Annotated in this window: 13 protein-coding genes and 2 tRNA genes; 7 read left to right on the top strand and 8 right to left on the bottom strand. The window is 50.3% G+C overall.

Annotation, left to right across the window (positions count from 1 at the left end):
• The first annotated feature begins 67 nt into the window (after positions 1–67).
• Positions 68–817: a VOC family protein gene (locus JFN88_RS24050; RefSeq protein WP_233168381.1), complete on the top strand. Its 750-nt coding sequence runs from the start codon at positions 68–70 to the stop codon at positions 815–817.
• 143 nt (positions 818–960) lie between these two features.
• On the opposite strand, the gene JFN88_RS24045 is transcribed toward JFN88_RS24050, so the two are convergent.
• From JFN88_RS24045 to JFN88_RS24020, 6 genes are all read right to left on the bottom strand, one after another.
• Complete coding sequence (locus JFN88_RS24045) at positions 961–1,890, bottom strand: hypothetical protein (RefSeq protein ID WP_199021882.1); 930 nt, start codon at positions 1,888–1,890, stop codon at positions 961–963.
• 275 nt (positions 1,891–2,165) lie between these two features.
• A complete protein-coding gene (locus tag JFN88_RS24040) occupies positions 2,166–3,149 on the bottom strand; it encodes a YqhG family protein (protein WP_199021881.1) in 984 nt (327 codons plus the stop codon).
• Positions 3,146–4,996 (bottom strand): DEAD/DEAH box helicase, encoded by a 1,851-nt coding sequence (locus JFN88_RS24035; RefSeq protein ID WP_233168379.1) that lies wholly within the window; start codon positions 4,994–4,996, stop codon positions 3,146–3,148. The genes JFN88_RS24040 and JFN88_RS24035 overlap by 4 nt, the downstream gene beginning before the upstream one ends.
• Positions 4,997–5,265: 269 nt before the next feature.
• Positions 5,266–5,342: transfer RNA gene (locus JFN88_RS24030), tRNA-Pro, on the bottom strand.
• Between the two features lie 4 nt (positions 5,343–5,346).
• Positions 5,347–5,422: transfer RNA gene (locus JFN88_RS24025), tRNA-Thr, on the bottom strand.
• Between the two features lie 166 nt (positions 5,423–5,588).
• Positions 5,589–6,065, bottom strand: a complete 477-nt coding sequence (locus JFN88_RS24020) for a glutathione peroxidase (RefSeq protein ID WP_199021880.1) — start codon at positions 6,063–6,065, stop codon at positions 5,589–5,591.
• 239 nt (positions 6,066–6,304) lie between these two features.
• On the opposite strand from JFN88_RS24020, the gene helD reads away from it, so the two are divergent.
• The 3 genes from helD to JFN88_RS24005 all read left to right on the top strand — a co-directional run bounded on the left by helD (position 6,305) and on the right by JFN88_RS24005 (position 9,614).
• On the top strand, positions 6,305–8,653 hold the full coding sequence (helD, locus tag JFN88_RS24015) for an RNA polymerase recycling motor HelD (RefSeq protein WP_199021879.1): 2,349 nt from the start codon (positions 6,305–6,307) through the stop codon (positions 8,651–8,653).
• Between the two features lie 74 nt (positions 8,654–8,727).
• On the top strand, positions 8,728–9,336 hold the full coding sequence (locus JFN88_RS24010; protein WP_199021878.1) for a DUF4309 domain-containing protein: 609 nt from the start codon (positions 8,728–8,730) through the stop codon (positions 9,334–9,336).
• Positions 9,333–9,614 (top strand): DUF1294 domain-containing protein, encoded by a 282-nt coding sequence (locus JFN88_RS24005; RefSeq protein WP_233168377.1) that lies wholly within the window; start codon positions 9,333–9,335, stop codon positions 9,612–9,614. The genes JFN88_RS24010 and JFN88_RS24005 overlap by 4 nt, the downstream gene beginning before the upstream one ends.
• 73 nt (positions 9,615–9,687) lie before the next feature.
• Here JFN88_RS24005 and JFN88_RS24000 read toward each other — a convergent pair whose 3' ends face one another.
• Entirely contained in the window at positions 9,688–10,536 is an 849-nt protein-coding gene (locus JFN88_RS24000) for a helix-turn-helix domain-containing protein (RefSeq protein WP_199021877.1), read from the bottom strand.
• A gap of 209 nt (positions 10,537–10,745) precedes the next feature.
• Here JFN88_RS24000 and JFN88_RS23995 point away from each other — a divergent pair, with 209 nt between their 5' ends.
• Complete coding sequence (locus JFN88_RS23995) at positions 10,746–11,516, top strand: sugar phosphate isomerase/epimerase family protein (protein WP_199021876.1); 771 nt, start codon at positions 10,746–10,748, stop codon at positions 11,514–11,516.
• A 16-nt stretch (positions 11,517–11,532) separates the two neighbouring features.
• On the top strand, positions 11,533–12,549 hold the full coding sequence (locus tag JFN88_RS23990; RefSeq protein ID WP_199021875.1) for a Gfo/Idh/MocA family protein: 1,017 nt from the start codon (positions 11,533–11,535) through the stop codon (positions 12,547–12,549).
• Between the two features lie 251 nt (positions 12,550–12,800).
• Here the strand turns inward: JFN88_RS23990 and JFN88_RS23985 are convergent, their stop codons facing one another.
• Entirely contained in the window at positions 12,801–15,245 is a 2,445-nt protein-coding gene (locus JFN88_RS23985; protein WP_199021874.1) for a septation ring formation regulator EzrA, read from the bottom strand.
• Positions 15,246–15,427: 182 nt separating this feature from the next.
• Between JFN88_RS23985 and JFN88_RS23980 the strand changes: the two genes are divergently transcribed.
• A complete protein-coding gene (locus JFN88_RS23980) occupies positions 15,428–16,159 on the top strand; it encodes a metallophosphoesterase family protein (RefSeq protein ID WP_199021873.1) in 732 nt (243 codons plus the stop codon).
• Positions 16,160–16,177 lie beyond the last annotated feature (18 nt).

Below are 16,177 nucleotides of genomic sequence, written 5' to 3'. Positions count from 1 at the left end.
GAATCGAAAGCGGGCAGAGCATGAAACTTTTTAAGAAGCAGATCTTTGTCATGAAGGACGGTGATTATTGCTGAAGATTGATCATTTAGTCGTCAATGTGGACCCGTTCATCCAGGAAGATCGGGCTTTTATCTCCAGTGTTCAGGCAGCAGGTCTTCCCTATCAGCCGAAATGGGGCAAGGGGACAAAAGGATTTAAAGTATCAAATATTTGGATCGGCAGCGAGTATTTTGAGCTGGTGCGTATCAAGAAGCCGGATGGCGGCGGGTGGGTGAAGGACTGGACGGAGCGATACAATAACGGTCATCGAGGGCTTGTCGGTTTGGCGCTGGATGTGGAGGATATCGAAGCATCCTACCGCAAAATTAGCGGTAAGGAAATTTCAATTACGCCTCCCGAGCCGCTTCGCTTCCGCTGGTTCTTTAATCTGCTTCAGCGGACGATGCCGTGGCGGAACGCTTATTTGACCGCGCTTCAGGGCGTGCCTCTCCAAATTTTCTTGCAGCAAATGAAGGACGAGAAATCCAGGTCCTTTATGAATCAGTACATGGTACCGAACAGCAGGGACAATGCCATTAACGGAATTCGGGAAGTTATCATTTATGGCGAGCTTACAGATGATGATAAGCGGCTGCTTCGCGCTTTATTCGACAACTGCGAGGAGCAGGAGGATGAGCTGACCGTCCGCTTGCAGAGTCAAGTGATCCGGTTCATCAAATCCGCCGAGCATAAAACCGAAGTCATTTTACAGTGTGATAATCAGGAGCTCGCGGATAAAACACTTCAGCTGCATAATATACATATCAGGAATGGTTAGGGACAAGGCTTTCATTTAAATAATGTTACCTACATATAAGGAAGCAGCTTCGACGAGTCGTGGCTGCTCCTTATTTTGTTGATATGGTCATGGGAACAACAGCGACCGGAAGAACCTTTCACACGGAGGCTCTGCCACAGTTTTTATGATAGCTCATAAAAACTGCCGTGACTTACAAGGGAGTTAAAGGGGATATAACGCAGGCCGTTCTGGTCAACTCCGACGTAAAGCTGATTATCATTCCACAAATGATAGCTGTTGACTGCCCACACGTAACGCAAGGCGGAGTCCCAGGGCTCGGAAGTAAAGATCAGACGTTTGTTTTGATCAAGCTGTTTTGCCAGTGATTTTTGCAAGACGTCAAGCGGGGCCTTGGTCAGCCATGGAAAGCTGTCATAAGCGTCGAATTCCGGCAAGTAGGCTGCGTGGGAAATGGCAATAACGTTTTCAGTCTTAGTTGTGTCGAGTGGTGTTTGTACAGATTTTGCCCGGGCTTTCGGCAGTTGATCTGTATAAGGAAGTTGCTCCGCTGTCTTGGCGTCTACATAAATGACCTTGCTGTCCCCGGACTGAGATTCTGGTTCAACCTTCCATACAGCATGAAGCGGGTCAACATAAATTTGCTCGGCGACGTGGTCTGCAACTTTGCCCGCTTGTCCTGATTCAAGGGATGACACGGAAGGAATAATTGCAAGCTGCACCAGTGACCGGTACAGCGATTGATAGGAATACAACGGCTCGTCCCCAAGACCATACTCACCTAGTTGATAACCGCCCTCAGGACGTGCATGAATGATCATGTATCCGACAATTTTGCCGTCAAGATTCAGATTGACAAGCCAGCTGTGCGTTCCGGGACCAAGAGCGGAAATATCGGTTTGAGCGGTTTTCCAGGATTGAAATGGCTCCTGCCTGGCAATTTCTCGCTTCCAGATTGTAGCTTGTGCTTCCAATTCAGATGGAACAGGAGGGGGAGAGCTGGAAGCTGCTTTCATATAGCTGCCCTGAACAACGGTGATGCTGGTAAAGAGCAAGACAGTAGCTGTCAAATAAGAAACCCATTTTTTTTTCATGTTCTAATTCTCCTTCAACAAAGCTTTTTAAAAATATAAGCATTTATAAAGTTTCCTTTGTAAATGAGCTTATATTTCACCACGAAACGAAGTTTCTGCCGGTCAAAGGACGGCAAAGCCGTTTACGCTTGTGAAGCCGGATTTCTGCGGCCATATGCAAAGACTATAATCATTTTACCGAATGGGGCTTGTGAAGGGTGTTGGAACATGTCGCGGCGGACAACCGCGGCATGTTCTATTTTTGACGTTATGGTGCGAACTCCGTCTGATTGCCGTTATCCGATGCCAGCCAAATGAAAGATTCCGCAATTTATGACGGATGCCGTCACGCGAGGTCTAAACTGCCAGTCGATCTCCGCCTTGCGGCTATCATATTGTGCTTGAATCGTTTCCCGCTTGTCCTCTTCCACATACGAGAGCAGCTTGTCGTAGTAATGCCGGACAATTTCCTGCTCCTCCTCAAGCCGCTTGCCTGCTTCCTCGGCCCATTGGTAATTCTGCGCCCTCAGCTTGCGTTCCAGCGCGCTCTCTATGGTCTGCACCGCTTTTTTCAAGCTGATTCCCGCTGGAGCAATGTGAACATTAGCTGGAAGGCGAGGGGTCATTTTAAGAGCGTTCAGCTGCTGCTGAAACGACTCCACATAATGACCGGTGGCCATCGATATGCCGAAGGAGTACAACTCCTCGCGCTTTCTGTCGCATTGGAATTCTACTTTGATATTAATGCCAAGCCAGGGCGTATACGGCGTCGATTCGAACGGATTGCGAGAGCGGGTATCCGGCTCCTGAAATAAATATACATAGCTTCCTTGCCCTCGAGCAGCCTCAAACAGTTGCTTGAGCCGCTTGGAGCCGAAGTGGACATCATCCCGTGGAATCCGGTTCATCGCCAGTACCTGTGTCGGCACAATGCCGTAGGAGCGGGCCAAAGCCTGATTCACCTGATTGTTCATCTGTCCGGCAATCTGGCTGGCCGCAGTCTGGGGAGATGCTTGCAGCCTGGCAGCGCCGCTCTTCTCATCGTTTCCTTCAGCCAGACTGTCATATTTAGCTTTATCGGTAACCAATAAGAAGGACATCGTCTCCGGCTCTGCCCCTGTACGATCCACGAAGCTCCAATAATACGGTCGGTTCGTCAGGACGCGGTCGGCCTCCGGAGACAGCTTGACGGTAAAGTGGGCAGGGGATTTCTCGATAATATGGCAGTTGGTAGCCTCCAAATACTGCTGCAGAAAACGGTGGATCTGCTTTTGGTTCATGGCTTGACCTCCACTTCATGACTGACACGATCCAGGAAAGCGCCGATCGCTGCTTTGGATTTAAGTTTGGCCATAGGGACTTCAGTATCCGTATCCGGGTTGCGCAGATGGCCGATCGTATTACCCAATTCATCCAGCCGATTTTTCAGTTCCGAATTTCCTGATGATTCAAGCATCATTTTGGCGATCTGCTTCTCCAGCGGCTGCTCTTCCTTTTCGAAGCGCTCCAGAATATGGTCCAGCTCGCCAATTACCAGCTCGAACAGATTGATTTTCTCATGAAGCAGATTGACGATATACTCCTCGATCGTGCCCATCGTGCATAAATTATAGATTTTTACATCTTCCGTTTGCCCAAGCCGATGTACGCGTCCGATTCGCTGTTCGACCCGCATCGGGTTCCATGGCAGATCAAAGTTGATCATATGGTGGCAAAATTGCAGATTGATTCCCTCGCCACCTGCCTCAGTAGCAATCAGCACCTGGGCTCGCCCGCGGAACAGATCCATCATCCAATCCTTTTTGCCGCGGTTCATTCCACCCCGATAAGGGACGGCTACCAGGTTATGACTGCGGAAAAATTGCAGCAAATATTCCTGGGTGGCCCGATACTCCGTGAACAGAATAACCTTATCATTCATTTGCTGGATCAGCTCCAGCGCCTTTTCCGCTTTGGTGTTTGAGGTAATTTGCTTGATCGTATCCACAAGCTCCCATATTTTCGGACGCAGCGGGGAGTCCTCCCCTGTCTTTTTGAACAGGTTGACCAAAGTAAGAAATACAGCATCGCGGCTGCTGCATACTTCCCGCTGCAAGGTCACAAGCGAAAGCATGCTGGTCAGGTCGCCGCCGCTGCGGTCATACTGTTCCTTTACAAAGGCGGTTACCCCGTTATATAGCGCCATTTCCTCAGGAGACAGCTCGATCGGAATATTTTTAACAATTCGTTTGGTGAAATGAATGCCGCCATCGCCCCGTCGGTTGCGGATCATAACCGTAGAAAGCGCTTCGTGAAGCTGCTCTTCATTTTTAGGCATTCTTTTATCGACCACAAAATTGGCAGCAAAGTCGCTCTGGCCGCCTAGTTGTCCCGGCTTGAGCAATGTAATGAGATTGTACAGCTCATCAAGATTGTTTTGGACAGGGGTAGCGGTAAGCAGCAAACAGTATTTTTTGCGCAGTTCTGTGACGAATTGATAATTGGTTGTCTTCTTATTCTTAAGCTTATGAGCCTCATCGATAATCAGCATATCGAAATCGGAGCCAAGAAGAAGGTCGCGATGCGGGTCGCGCTTGGCGGTATCGATTGAAGCTACGACGACATCATAATGCCACATATGCGTCTTCTTTTGCGCGACGGCAGCAATGCCGAATTTTTGGTTCAGCTCGCGAACCCATTGCAGTACGAGGGAGGCGGGTACGAGAATGAGAGCTTTACGCACAAGTCCGCGCACCATATATTCTTTCAAAATGAGTCCAGCCTCAATGGTTTTGCCGAGCCCGACTTCATCTGCAAGTATAGCCCGCCCGCCCATTTCATGGACGACCTTCCCAGCCGTTGACAGCTGATGGGGCATCGGTTCCAACTCAGGCAAGCTGCGCAGACATTGCATCTCATCAAAGCTGCTGATCGCTTCGGCTTCATGCGCCTCAACAGCGAGCTTGTAGAGCGTCCAGTCATCCCAAGGGCCATTTTTGGACAGGCGGCTCTGTAGCTCATCCTGCCAGGAGCGGTCAAAATGAAACTCGACAAGCGGGTGCAGCTTTGTGGCGGACGAAACGGGCAATGATGATCCGGGGGCCGTACGGATCTCCGGGTTGGAGGTACTGTTCATATTGTCAGCCATACGAGGCTCCTTTCCAGTACAAGGAATCAGATAGAATTAGTATGGCCCTAAAAGGCGAGAATCATAAGGGAGACTTGAAATTAGATGACAGACGACGAGGGAATATATAAAGATTTTGGAAAGCGGAGAGGGTAGAGGGAAATGAGAATAAAAAAACACGCACCAAAAGATGCGTGTATTAAAAATCATGCAGCATATGTCATATATAGAAAAAAGGCAAATAAAAAAACCTGCTACATCAGGTTTTCCATAACATCTATTCAATATAATGGTCGGGACGACACGATTTGAACATGCGACCCCCTGGTCCCAAACCAGGTGCTCTACCAAGCTGAGCTACGTCCCGAAAGTGGTGCCGTCGAGAGGACTTGAACCCCCAACCTACTGATTACAAGTCAGTTGCTCTACCAGTTGAGCTACAACGGCGTACCAACAATGTGCTGCGAAGGAAATTGTTTCAGCTTAGCACAAAAAGAATTATGCCATAAAATGAATAACTGCGCAATAGTTTTTTGAGAAAATTTTTTTATAACCGGAGACCTGCTTTCCGCATGGGAAAACAAGGCATCCAGTCATAATTTTAGGAGGGAAATTACAGAAGCTGCTTAATGTCGCTCTCGAGGGAGGAAGGCTCGGTTCTGGACCCGAAACGTTTGACAACATGACCTTCACGATCCACAAGAAACTTGGCAAAATTCCATTCGATGTCCCCGTTCTGATAAGGAGCCGGCGTATGCTCAAGCAAATAGGCGTATAATGGGTGGATGTTGTCGCCCTTCACATCAATTTTGCCGAATAGCGGGAAGGTTACCTGGTAGTTTAGCTCGCAAAACGATTTGATTTCCTCTTCTGTTCCGGGCTCCTGTCCGGCAAACTGGTTGCACGGGAAACCCAGCACCACAAGCCCTTGATCGCCGTAATCCTCATAAAGCTGCTGAAGACCTGCATAGTGAGGGGTCAAGCCGCATGCGCTCGCTGTGTTGACGATAAGCAGGACTTTGCCCTCGTAGTCTTCCAGGGTCGTATCAGTGCCTTCAATTGTGCGGACGTCAATGTTATAAATGGACATCGTTTTTTCCTCCAGTATGAAGAATTTAAGCTAAAAACCTCCAGCCTGTATAAAGCTGGAGGTGTGTTGATTTCACGACAGACTACTGGTACAATAGAAATGATCGCTAAAAAGAGAAAAAAGTAACACAATTATTATTTATTACTTTTATTATAATCCCTGTTTTATCTCTTGTCAATATCGCGCATCTTGTTTCTGATAGGGTTTGAACATTTTTTTCTGGAGGGGAGCGAAGACCGATGAGTATTTCTGAAGAACAGTGGCAGGCTGAACAGGAGCGGGTCGACTCGGTTACGCGTAAAATCCGTAAGGAAGTCGCTGCGCTGGAGGAACGAACAAGCGGAGTTCGTTCGGATGTTGTAGAAATTCGCAAGCATTTTTGGGATGAGGTCACCATCAACTTGAGCAATGCGGAGGACCTGATCGAAACCTATTTCAGCATGAAGCAGCAAGCAGATATTATGAATGAGAGAGAGCGGAGCCACCGCCATGCGCGTATGCGGCTAGACAAATATAAGCGCCTCATTCAGTCGCCTTATTTCGGACGAATCGACTTCCGAGAGGAAGGCGGGAAGCAAGTTGATCAAATCTATCTTGGGATTGCCTCCTTTATTGAAGAGGACGGCCTCGATTTTCTAATCTATGACTGGCGCGCTCCCATTTCAAGCCTGTATTATGACTACGGTCCGGGCGCTGCACAGTATGATACGCCGTCCGGGCGCATTGCGGGGGAGATGGAGCTGAAGCGGCAATTTGTCATTCGTGACGGGCAGATTCGTTTTCTCTTCGATACCGGCATCACGATTGGCGATGAATTGCTGCAGCAGGCGCTGAGCCGGACAGCCGATGCTCAGATGCGGAGTATAGTAGCGACCATTCAGCGCGAGCAAAATCAGGTGATTCGCAATGAGCAGGCCAAGATGCTTATTGTCCAGGGAGCAGCAGGCAGCGGCAAAACATCCGCCGCGCTGCAGCGAGTTGCGTATTTGCTTTACAGGCATCGTGAGACGCTTAAAGCGGATCAGATGGTGCTCTTTTCTCCAAATCCGTTGTTTAACAGTTATGTCTCCACTGTTCTTCCTGAGCTTGGTGAGGAAAACATGGTGCAGACGACGTTCCAGGAATATCTGGAAAGCCGACTTGGCAGCGAGTTTGCAGTGGAAGATCCTTTTGATCAAATTGAATACGTACTTGCACAGGAACAAGCCGGCGGTTATGAGATTCGGCTGGAGGGAATCGGGTATAAATCTTCCGCCGCTTTTCTTCATCTGCTGCAAAGTTATGTCCGGAAGCTTGGCACGGAGGGTATGGTGTTCAAGCCGGTACGCTTTCGGGGCTATGAAGTCATCTCTGCAGAGCGATTAAGCCAACATTTTTATTCTCTGGACCCAGCCATTCGTATTCCTAACCGAATTGAACTGCTCAAGGAGTGGGTACTCGGAGAGCTGAAGTCATTTGAGAAGCTGCAGCGCAAGCAGCAGTGGGTTGAAGAAGAGATGGAACTGCTGAGCGAAGAGGAATATCAGCGCGCTTATCAGCGTCTGCGCAAGTCAAGCCGGAATGAAATCGAAACCTTCGATGATCTGGATCAGGAAAAAGTCATTCTCGCCGGCATTATCGTACAGCAGCAGCTGTCCCCGGTGCGCACATGGGTAAAGTGCTTGGAATTTGTAGATGTCAGAAAGATGTATAGCCTGTTGTTCAGCCAGAACGGCTTGGCAGCGTCCCTGGCGCTTCTGGAGGAGGAGCTGCCGCGGACTTGGACTGAAATTGCAGGGCAGACGACGGCAGCGCTGGCTGACGGCTGTTTGTCCTATGAGGATGCGACTCCATACCTGTATTTGACCGAACTGCTTAACGGCTTTCGCATGAATACGCATGTCCGCCATGTTGTTATTGATGAAGTCCAGGATTACTCGGCGTTCCAGCTTGAGTTCATGAAGCATCTGTTCCCGCGAAGCAGGATGACGGCGCTTGGGGATTTTAATCAATCCATCTACGCTCATACTTCTGTCCTGGGGAATCTCCAGCCAGCTGCGGACTTGTTCGGTGGGGATCAGACCGAAGTCATTCGCTTAACCCGCAGCTATCGTTCGACAAAGGAGATTGTTGAGTTTACTAAATGCATGGTCGAAGGCAAAGACATTATTCCCTTTGACCGGAGCGGCGAACTGCCGAAGGTTGCGGTGGTGGACAGGAATGAATGGCATGACAGAATACATGAAGAAATTCGGCAGCTGCAAAGCGAGGGCTATGAATCGATCGGTCTGATCTGCAAAACCGCCGCAGAGAGCCTGAATGCTTATGAGAGTCTAAAAGAGCGCATCTCGCTGCAGTTGATCAAGAAGGGCACGGGCTCATTCGCCAAAGGAGCTCAGGTAATTCCTGCTTATCTGGCCAAAGGAGTCGAATTTGACGCGGTTATTGTATATGATGGTTCCGTTGCGTGTTACGCCAGGGAAAGCGAGCGCAAGCTCTTCTATACGGTTTGCACACGAGCGATGCATGCGCTGCGGATTTTCTCAATTGGCACACCAAGTCCCTTCATTACCTCGCAGCCCGAAGAGTGTTATGTCCTGGTTAAATGATCCTCCGGGCTTGGTTGAGCATGTCCTTCTCCATCGTTTAAAATAGACAAGAGACCGCAAAGGAGAGGGTATAAATGGAATGGAAGCGATGGACGGCGAGTATGATCATCTCGACTGTGCTTTTGTCAGGATGTGCTGCCAATACACCGGCAGAGACCATAAACCATACGAATAACGGGCAGCAGACGGATGAATCGGAGGAGAAACAAGTGCCAACGTCTGAAGACGGGATAGAGAAAAAATTCCCATCTTCAGCTTCGGAAGGCCTTATTGAGGGCATTGAGTTTGGAATTGGCGATTTAACCAGCGATGTCATCAGGGATTGGGGGGAGCCTGAGACCATGGATTATTGGGAAGGCGGTCTGTATTTCTCTTATCCCCGACTTGTCCTGTTCACCGATGCCCGCAAGGATAACGACGATCAGCTTATAGACGGAACGATCCAGCAAATGGGTTTTAGGAGTGGAAGCGAACTGTTCGGCGTCAAAGTAGGGCAGACCTTCGAGGAAATAGCGGCTGTGCTCGGAGACGGCTATACCATGCATTCCCCGGGGGACAATAGCCATAATGTGTTCTATGCCGATACATGGTCGATGGAATATGAGATTGGCGACTATGTGCTGGTATTTAGCGGGAAAGCGGAGAAAGGGGCCACAGATGCGGCCTATTACATGCGCAAATGATAATTCTCATTATTTATTTGCTGATTATTAATACGGCAGGTCTGCTGCTGATGCATGCGGATAAGCGGAAAGCCCGGCGGCGGGTCAGACGCATACCGGAAAAGCAGATGTTTGGTACAGCTGCTTTTGGCGGGGCAGCGGGAATTTGGCTTGGTATGCGAATGTGGAGCCACAAGACGAAGCATGCGTCCTTTGTCATCGGCATTCCACTTCTGTTCATTGTCAATACGGCACTTGTATGGGCAGTTGTATGGCTGATAAACGGGAATGGACAATAGCTGTTCCACTCACTCTTGAAGCTTGTCCGTTCCAAATTGCTGGCGGACAAGCTTTTTATATGAATTACGCATCTTAAGGGTTGTCACTGCCCATCTGCTCCTCAGGTGTGGTCAGCGAGATGCCGGACGTGAAACTGCGTCTGAATTCAGCCGGTGAAATGCCGTGCTTTCTGCGGAAGATGCGGAAGAAGTAGGAGTAGCTGCCAAAGCCGCATGTCTCGGCGATTTGCTCGAGCGTCATGGAACTGTATTTGATACGCTCCTCCGCCACCGACAGCCGTATTTCAAGGGCGTACTCGATAATGGATTTGCCCACGTATTCTTTGAACAGGTGAGAGGCGCGCGATACGCTGAGCTGGACATGGTTGGCCAGGTCTTCGACGCGCATGGATGAGGTAGCGTGTTCCTCGATATAGGCTTTCATGCGCGAAGCGATAAAGAGACGTCCCTGTTGCGAGGATTGTTCATCAATCTTCCGATCGATGCTCAGACACAGGCTGCGCAGCATGTAATCGGTCAATTCCGGCTGATCTCCTCCAATGGCCCGTCTCTCCAGAATGAGATTTCGCCATAGCGACAGGAGCCGATCCTCAGGATCAATCCGAATCAATTGAGGCCTTTTGCGTCGCTTCCACCATTTGTCAATCCAGCCGCCGTAGCAGGACAAATAATAGTCACTGCTGGATATGACGCGTCCCCGCTGGGGATGGTCGAAGGGCGAAATTGTTAATTGATACGGGTCTTCCGGGGCATAGAGCAACAAGTCGCCTCCCGTAATTTCGCGCATAGCGCCGTTGACCAGCGCGGTTGCGCGGCCTTCGGTCTGCAGCCGGAACAGATACCCGGAGCGGTTCGGTTCATACATATGGGAGAAGAGTTGGGTATGATGCGAAAAACCACACATTAATAATCCTGCTTCCATGCTAAGCATCGGCTCCTTTTCCTCATGATTTGAAATTCGGCAGCAGAATTGTTCATATAATAACGATATACGGCATGGCGGCACTCATGCAAGTTTTTTTATAATAGAAGATAGAAATGAAGGTTTTAAGCGAGTCTGCCGCTTGGGGAATCGCTGAACAGCAGATAGACATCAGGATATTCACTACCAATATTAGGAGGATTTTGGATATGGGAGCGTTGAAAATCGGCCTGCAGCTGTATACCGTGCGCGACAGTGCAGAGAAGGATTTTGAAGGAACTTTAAGAGCCGTAGCAGCAATGAACTATGAAGGTGTCGAATTCGCCGGATATGGCGGGAAGAGCGCAGAAGAATTGAAAGCGCTGTTAACGGAGCTTGGTCTGACTGCAATCGGAAGTCATATCAGCCTGGAGCAGCTTGAAAATAATCTGGAAGGCGAAATTGAATATTTGAAAACGATCGGCGCCCGCTATGGCGTTCTGCCTTACTTGCAGGAGAATGACCGGGGAAGCGATGAGAAGTGGCTTGCGTTGATTGAGAAGCTGGAGCGATTCGGCGAGGCGTTCCGCAAAGAAGGTCTGATTTTCGGGTACCACAATCATGATTTTGAATTCACAGAAAAACTGGACGGCAATTATGTATTCGATACGATTTATGAGAAAGTATCGCCAGAACGTCTTCAGGTGGAGATGGATATTGGCTGGGTTCAATATTCAGGACTTGATCCGCTGGCGTATATTGCCAAGTATAAAGGCAGACTTCCGCTTCTCCATCTGAAGGATTACCGCAAAGGTGAGCCTGGAGAGCAGATAGATACCGTTGAATTGGGACAAGGGGATCTGGATCTCCCAAGCATTATTGCGTCTGCCGAGGAAGCGGATGTGGAATGGATTATTGTGGAGCAGGACCGTTGTGCCAACCCTCCGCTGGAGGCTGTCAAGACAAGCAGGGAATGGCTGAGCGAAAACTATAAATCATAAAGAGGAGCTAAATGGTATGAGCAAAATCAGAGTTGCGGTAATTGGATGCGGGGCAATCGCGCAAAGACGTCATATCCCGGAGTATAAAGACAATGAGCATGTAGAACTGGTGGCGTTTTGCGACCCGAACGTCGCCCGTGCCGAGCAGTGTGCAGCGCCGTTTGGCGCCAAAGTTTACGCGGATTACAAGGTGTTGCTCGACGAAATCAAGCCGGATGCAGTAAGTGTCTGTACGCCGAATGCGACCCATGCCTCCATCTCCATCGATGCGGCCAAGGCCGGGGCGCATGTGCTTGTAGAAAAGCCGATGGCATCTACCGACGAGGAAGCTGCACAAATGATCGAGGTTGCAAAGGAGAACGGCGTCTACCTGATGGTTGGACATAATCAGCGTTTTATGCCTCCCCATGTCAAAGCGAAGGAATTGCTGAAGACAGGCAGGCTCGGGCGCGTGTTGTCTTTCCGCACCTCCTTTGGACATCCGGGGCCTGAGGGCTGGAGTGTAGACGGGCGTTCGAGCTGGTTTTTCCGCAAGGAAGAAGCAACTATGGGAGCTATGGGCGACCTGGGTGTTCACAAGGCCGACCTGATCCGCTGGCTGCTTGACGATGAAGTAGCTGTTGTCGGCGGCCTGATTGCAACCATCGACAAGGAAACGGATGTGGACGACAATGCGGTTTGCATTCTGCAAATGAAGAGCGGGGCAATCGGATCGCTCGTCGCCAGCTGGACGTACTACAAGGGCGAGGATAACAGCACGGTGCTATGGTGCGAGAACGGCGTCCTGAAAATCGGGACCGACCCGGTCGATCAGGTCATCGTGGAGCTGCGTAACGGCTCGGTTGAGCGCCATCAGGTAGGGGCCATCGCCACGAATGAAAAGCAGACGACAAGCGGTGTCATCAACGCTTTCGTGGACAGCATTGTAACGAAAACTCCCCCGTCCGTTTCCGGCGAAGAAGGCCGCCGCTCTTTGGAAGTGATTCTCGCTGCTTTTGAATCCAGAGCAACCGGGAAATTGATTTCGCTGTAAGCCGAACATCAACGTCTTTGCCGTCCTTTGGCGGCAGAAGCTCGTTTCACGGTGAAATATAATTCAATACAAACAGAGTGCAAATGGGGCTGTCCCAAAAGTTAATTTGTGATTTTTTTAGCCCCGCTTAGAACCGAATTTCATCGATAAAAAGGACCTCAAATTCCACTTTGCAGTGGAATTTGAGGTCCTTTTCGCTTGAAAATTGGGATGTTCCCTGCCGTGCGTACACTTTTGGGACAGCCCCGATTTTACCACTTGGAGCCGCCGGATGAATTTTTGCCGCCGCCCCATGAGCTTCCCCCTGAGGAGTTTCCGCCTTTGCCGCCCCATGAACTTCCGCCGGAAGAACCTCCTGATCCACCCGATCCGCCGGAGCCCCAAGAGCCTCCGCCCCCTGAACGTGCCCTTCTTCGTTGTTCAGCCGCCATTCTTTCCATTGCAATAGCAGTCTGATAATCGCTTTCCATGCCTTGAATGATTGCTCTGACTGCCGCGATTCGCTCCATCGCTTCTTTGTAGCTGCCCTCATTGTACAAGTGCTCGCTTGCTGTTCGCAGCTCTGTATATCGCTTGTTGTAATGCGACAAGTTGATGCGGTTGCCTGAGCGGCGACTGACGGCTTCATATTTGGCGTGGGCGTCGGCAAAGCTGTCTTCTGTCTGTGCCTTCCAATAGGCGGCCTGGTTTACTGCTTCGACAAAGCCCTCCACTTTTTGGCTTTGCTGCTGGACGGCTTGCTCCAGTTTGTCCAGGTTGATTTTGCCGGCTGCTGACATTCGCTGGCACTGATCATACAAATTATGAATGTCTCCGCTGATTGTTGTCCATTCAGGATGATAAGGGATATTTTCCTGTCGGATTCGTGCTTCGCTGCGCTGGAATTGCTCCCAAGCGGAGGCACTCATTCTTTTGGCCGAATCCGTTCTCGCATCCAGTTCGGACAGTGTTGAGACGCATCGGGCCGTCAATTCGTCTGCATTGCGCACATCGGTGAGCAGTTGCTCCAGCCTCTCATGGGCCGCATCATATTGCTGCTCATCGTCTTCACAAAGTCTTGCTGCCGAGGTTACGCGCTGTGGAATCTCCTTCACGATTACGATCATGCGTTGGTATTGCTCTTCCAACTCCTGCCAATGATTAACGCTATATTTAAGCTTGGCCGCGCTGAACAGCTCCAAAATATGATACATGTCCTGTTCATAGGCTTTCTGCTTGGACTGGATGTATCCGATATTTTCTTTTGTCAGACGTTTGAGTTCACCTTGTCTCACTGTTATTTCCAGTGCCTTGTTCAGCAGAGTTTGGCGCTGTTCCCCTAAAAGGGCAGTCTTCTGGATCTCGCCCTCTCTGAGGTGGATCATTAATTCTTCATTTAGTTGTCCAGCCTGATCAATCAGTTTGTCGGGACGGAGCCGTGACAGAGCAAGATGAACGCCGTGTTCATGCGCCAAAGCGTCCAACTTCTGTCTCAAGGCCGCGGCTTCCTCCGGGAACTTCCGGTATCCTTCCTCATAGGGACGAATGTTGCGGATATCTTCCAGCAGCTTGCCGGAGTCGCTTTTGGAGTCCGCTACTTCCTCACAAGCGGCAATCGGGTCGAATACTCTCAGCTTGTCAAGTTCGTTGCGCTCAGCTTCAAGCTCCTTGAGCGACTTGCGCAGCGCCCCCAGCTCAAAGCCTGTGTCAGAAACAGCCTGATCGAGACGGCTGCGACATTCCTCAAGCAGCTCCGTTAGTCTCCCAATCCGCTGCTTGATGGTGCTGTCCGCTTCCTGAAGCCGCCCGATTTCCTGACGGGATTGATCGATCCGTGCTTCAATATCATCCACAGCTTGTTTGAGCTGCTGCTCGGCTGTCCGCAACTCCTTAACTTTATAAAGAGCAATTTGCTTGCCGGCTGCTTCCTTGTTCAGTTGATCGAGCCGGACCAACTGCTCGCCTAACTGCCGCTCGGCTGCAGCAGCAAGTTTCTCGCTCTCTCCCTGTAAAAACCCGATGAACGGCTTAAGCTCGTCGCTCTCCCGGGGAATCCGCGCCATCAGCCGTTCAGCCCGGGCAAGCTGGTCTGCAAGGCGGCGCCTTGCATTCCTTCCGCGCATCAACGCCTGAGCCGCAATGATGGCGCCGATGATGGCAACAGAAGCCGCTCCGGCTATTGCGATCGTTGTGGCCGACGGGCCGCTTGCAGCGGTTCCGCTCTGGCTGCCCGAAACCTTCAGCTTGCGCACAGCTTCCATGGTCGACAAGACGCCGCGCGCAAAGTCGCCTTCCTTGGCAGAAGGGATGAAATGCCGATTCAGAAATTCGGTAATCGGTGCTTCCTGTTGGCCGTTGCGATCATAATCGGCAGGTAAAGCCGCCAATGCCTGGTCCAAAGTCTGGTTGAGGTAATTCATCTCCACCGATCGCTCCTCCTTGGCAATCAGCAGCAGCACATCGTTTGAAGACAGCTTCCAGTCCCTGTAGACCTGTGTCGCATATTCATTGGGCTCATTGCCCTCAAGGCTGTCCAGGGTAAGAATATAAAAGGCATAGGGGCCTTTGTCCGCCTGCTGGCCAAGCTTCTCAACTGCGTTGGCAGGAAACATGCCCGCCAAGTCTGCAACACGCCCGGATTTCCCCGGCACTGCCGCGGCGGCAAGCTGAGGCCATGTTAAAATAAACAGCATCAGCATAATGACAATCTTTTTCAATGATGAAGCCTCCTCCTGCTAAGCGCATGATCAATAAGCCAAACTTCTTACTAGATACGTTTACGTCTAACATACCTGCTGCGTTCCCAAAAATCAATGCGGGATACACCGCAATTTGCAGGAAATAAATAAGGCGTTCACGAACTTTACGTAATACATTATGAAGAAATGGGGAGGATGACATGGACAAAATAGCTGTTATATCGGATGTTCACGGCAATATGCCTGCTTTGGAAGCAGTAGCGAAGGATCTGGAGCAACGCGGAATCCGGGAAGTTATTTGCCTCGGTGATCTGGTAGGCAAGGGGCCTGACTCGGATAAATCCGTGGATCGTATCCGTTTGCTTTGCCAAACAGTCATCCGCGGCAACTGGGATGACTTTATACCGAATCCAACCGATAATGATACGCTCGAATGGCATAGGCGCAAATTGGGGGTAGAGCGAATGGATTATTTGAAGTCGTTGCCCTTCTCCGTGGAATTTCACATGAGTGGAAGGCTGATTCGGCTGTTTCACGCCTCTCCCCGCAGTGTCTATGAACGCATCCAGCCGTGGGACAGTATGGAGGCCCGCTTGTCGCTATTTGATTCGTCACCGCTGACTAGCAGCGGACATCCGGCTGATGTAGCGGGATACGGAGATATTCATAATGCTTATCTGCAGCATGTTGGCGGCAAAACGCTGTTCAATACTGGAAGTGTGGGCAATCCGCTTGAGATCCCGCAGGCTTCGTACGCCATTCTGGAAGGGATGCATGGGTCGGATTCGCCTGCTCCGTTCAACATTCAGCTTATCCGTGTCCCTTATGATAACGAGAGGGCTGTGCAGGATGCCGTGGACGCGAATATGCCGGACTTGGACAACTATATCCGGGAAATTCGCACAGCCAGGTATCGTGGTTTGAAGGATTGATATCCCGAGTAGAAAAAT

The organism is Paenibacillus roseus (assembly GCF_016424485.1).
Taxonomy (GTDB): Bacteria; Bacillota; Bacilli; order Paenibacillales; family Paenibacillaceae; genus Paenibacillus_D; species Paenibacillus_D roseus.
This window is presented reverse-complemented; position numbering and strand designations above follow the sequence as displayed.

What these genes read in the sequence shown, in the direction of transcription:
- JFN88_RS23980 (WP_199021873.1), top strand. Translation starts at nt 15,428, where the DNA reads ATGGACAAAATAGCTGTTATATCGGATGTTCACGGCAATATGCCTGCT.
- JFN88_RS24020 (WP_199021880.1), bottom strand. Translation starts at nt 6,065, where the DNA reads ATGTCCATTTATAACATTGACGTCCGCACAATTGAAGGCACTGATACG.
- JFN88_RS23990 (WP_199021875.1), top strand. Translation starts at nt 11,533, where the DNA reads ATGAGCAAAATCAGAGTTGCGGTAATTGGATGCGGGGCAATCGCGCAA.
- JFN88_RS23995 (WP_199021876.1), top strand. Translation starts at nt 10,746, where the DNA reads ATGGGAGCGTTGAAAATCGGCCTGCAGCTGTATACCGTGCGCGACAGT.
- JFN88_RS24045 (WP_199021882.1), bottom strand. Translation starts at nt 1,890, where the DNA reads ATGAAAAAAAAATGGGTTTCTTATTTGACAGCTACTGTCTTGCTCTTT.
- JFN88_RS24005 (WP_233168377.1), top strand. Translation starts at nt 9,333, where the DNA reads ATGATAATTCTCATTATTTATTTGCTGATTATTAATACGGCAGGTCTG.
- helD (WP_199021879.1), top strand. Translation starts at nt 6,305, where the DNA reads ATGAGTATTTCTGAAGAACAGTGGCAGGCTGAACAGGAGCGGGTCGAC.
- JFN88_RS24000 (WP_199021877.1), bottom strand. Translation starts at nt 10,536, where the DNA reads ATGGAAGCAGGATTATTAATGTGTGGTTTTTCGCATCATACCCAACTC.
- JFN88_RS24010 (WP_199021878.1), top strand. Translation starts at nt 8,728, where the DNA reads ATGGAATGGAAGCGATGGACGGCGAGTATGATCATCTCGACTGTGCTT.
- JFN88_RS24040 (WP_199021881.1), bottom strand. Translation starts at nt 3,149, where the DNA reads ATGAACCAAAAGCAGATCCACCGTTTTCTGCAGCAGTATTTGGAGGCT.
- JFN88_RS24035 (WP_233168379.1), bottom strand. Translation starts at nt 4,996, where the DNA reads ATGGCTGACAATATGAACAGTACCTCCAACCCGGAGATCCGTACGGCC.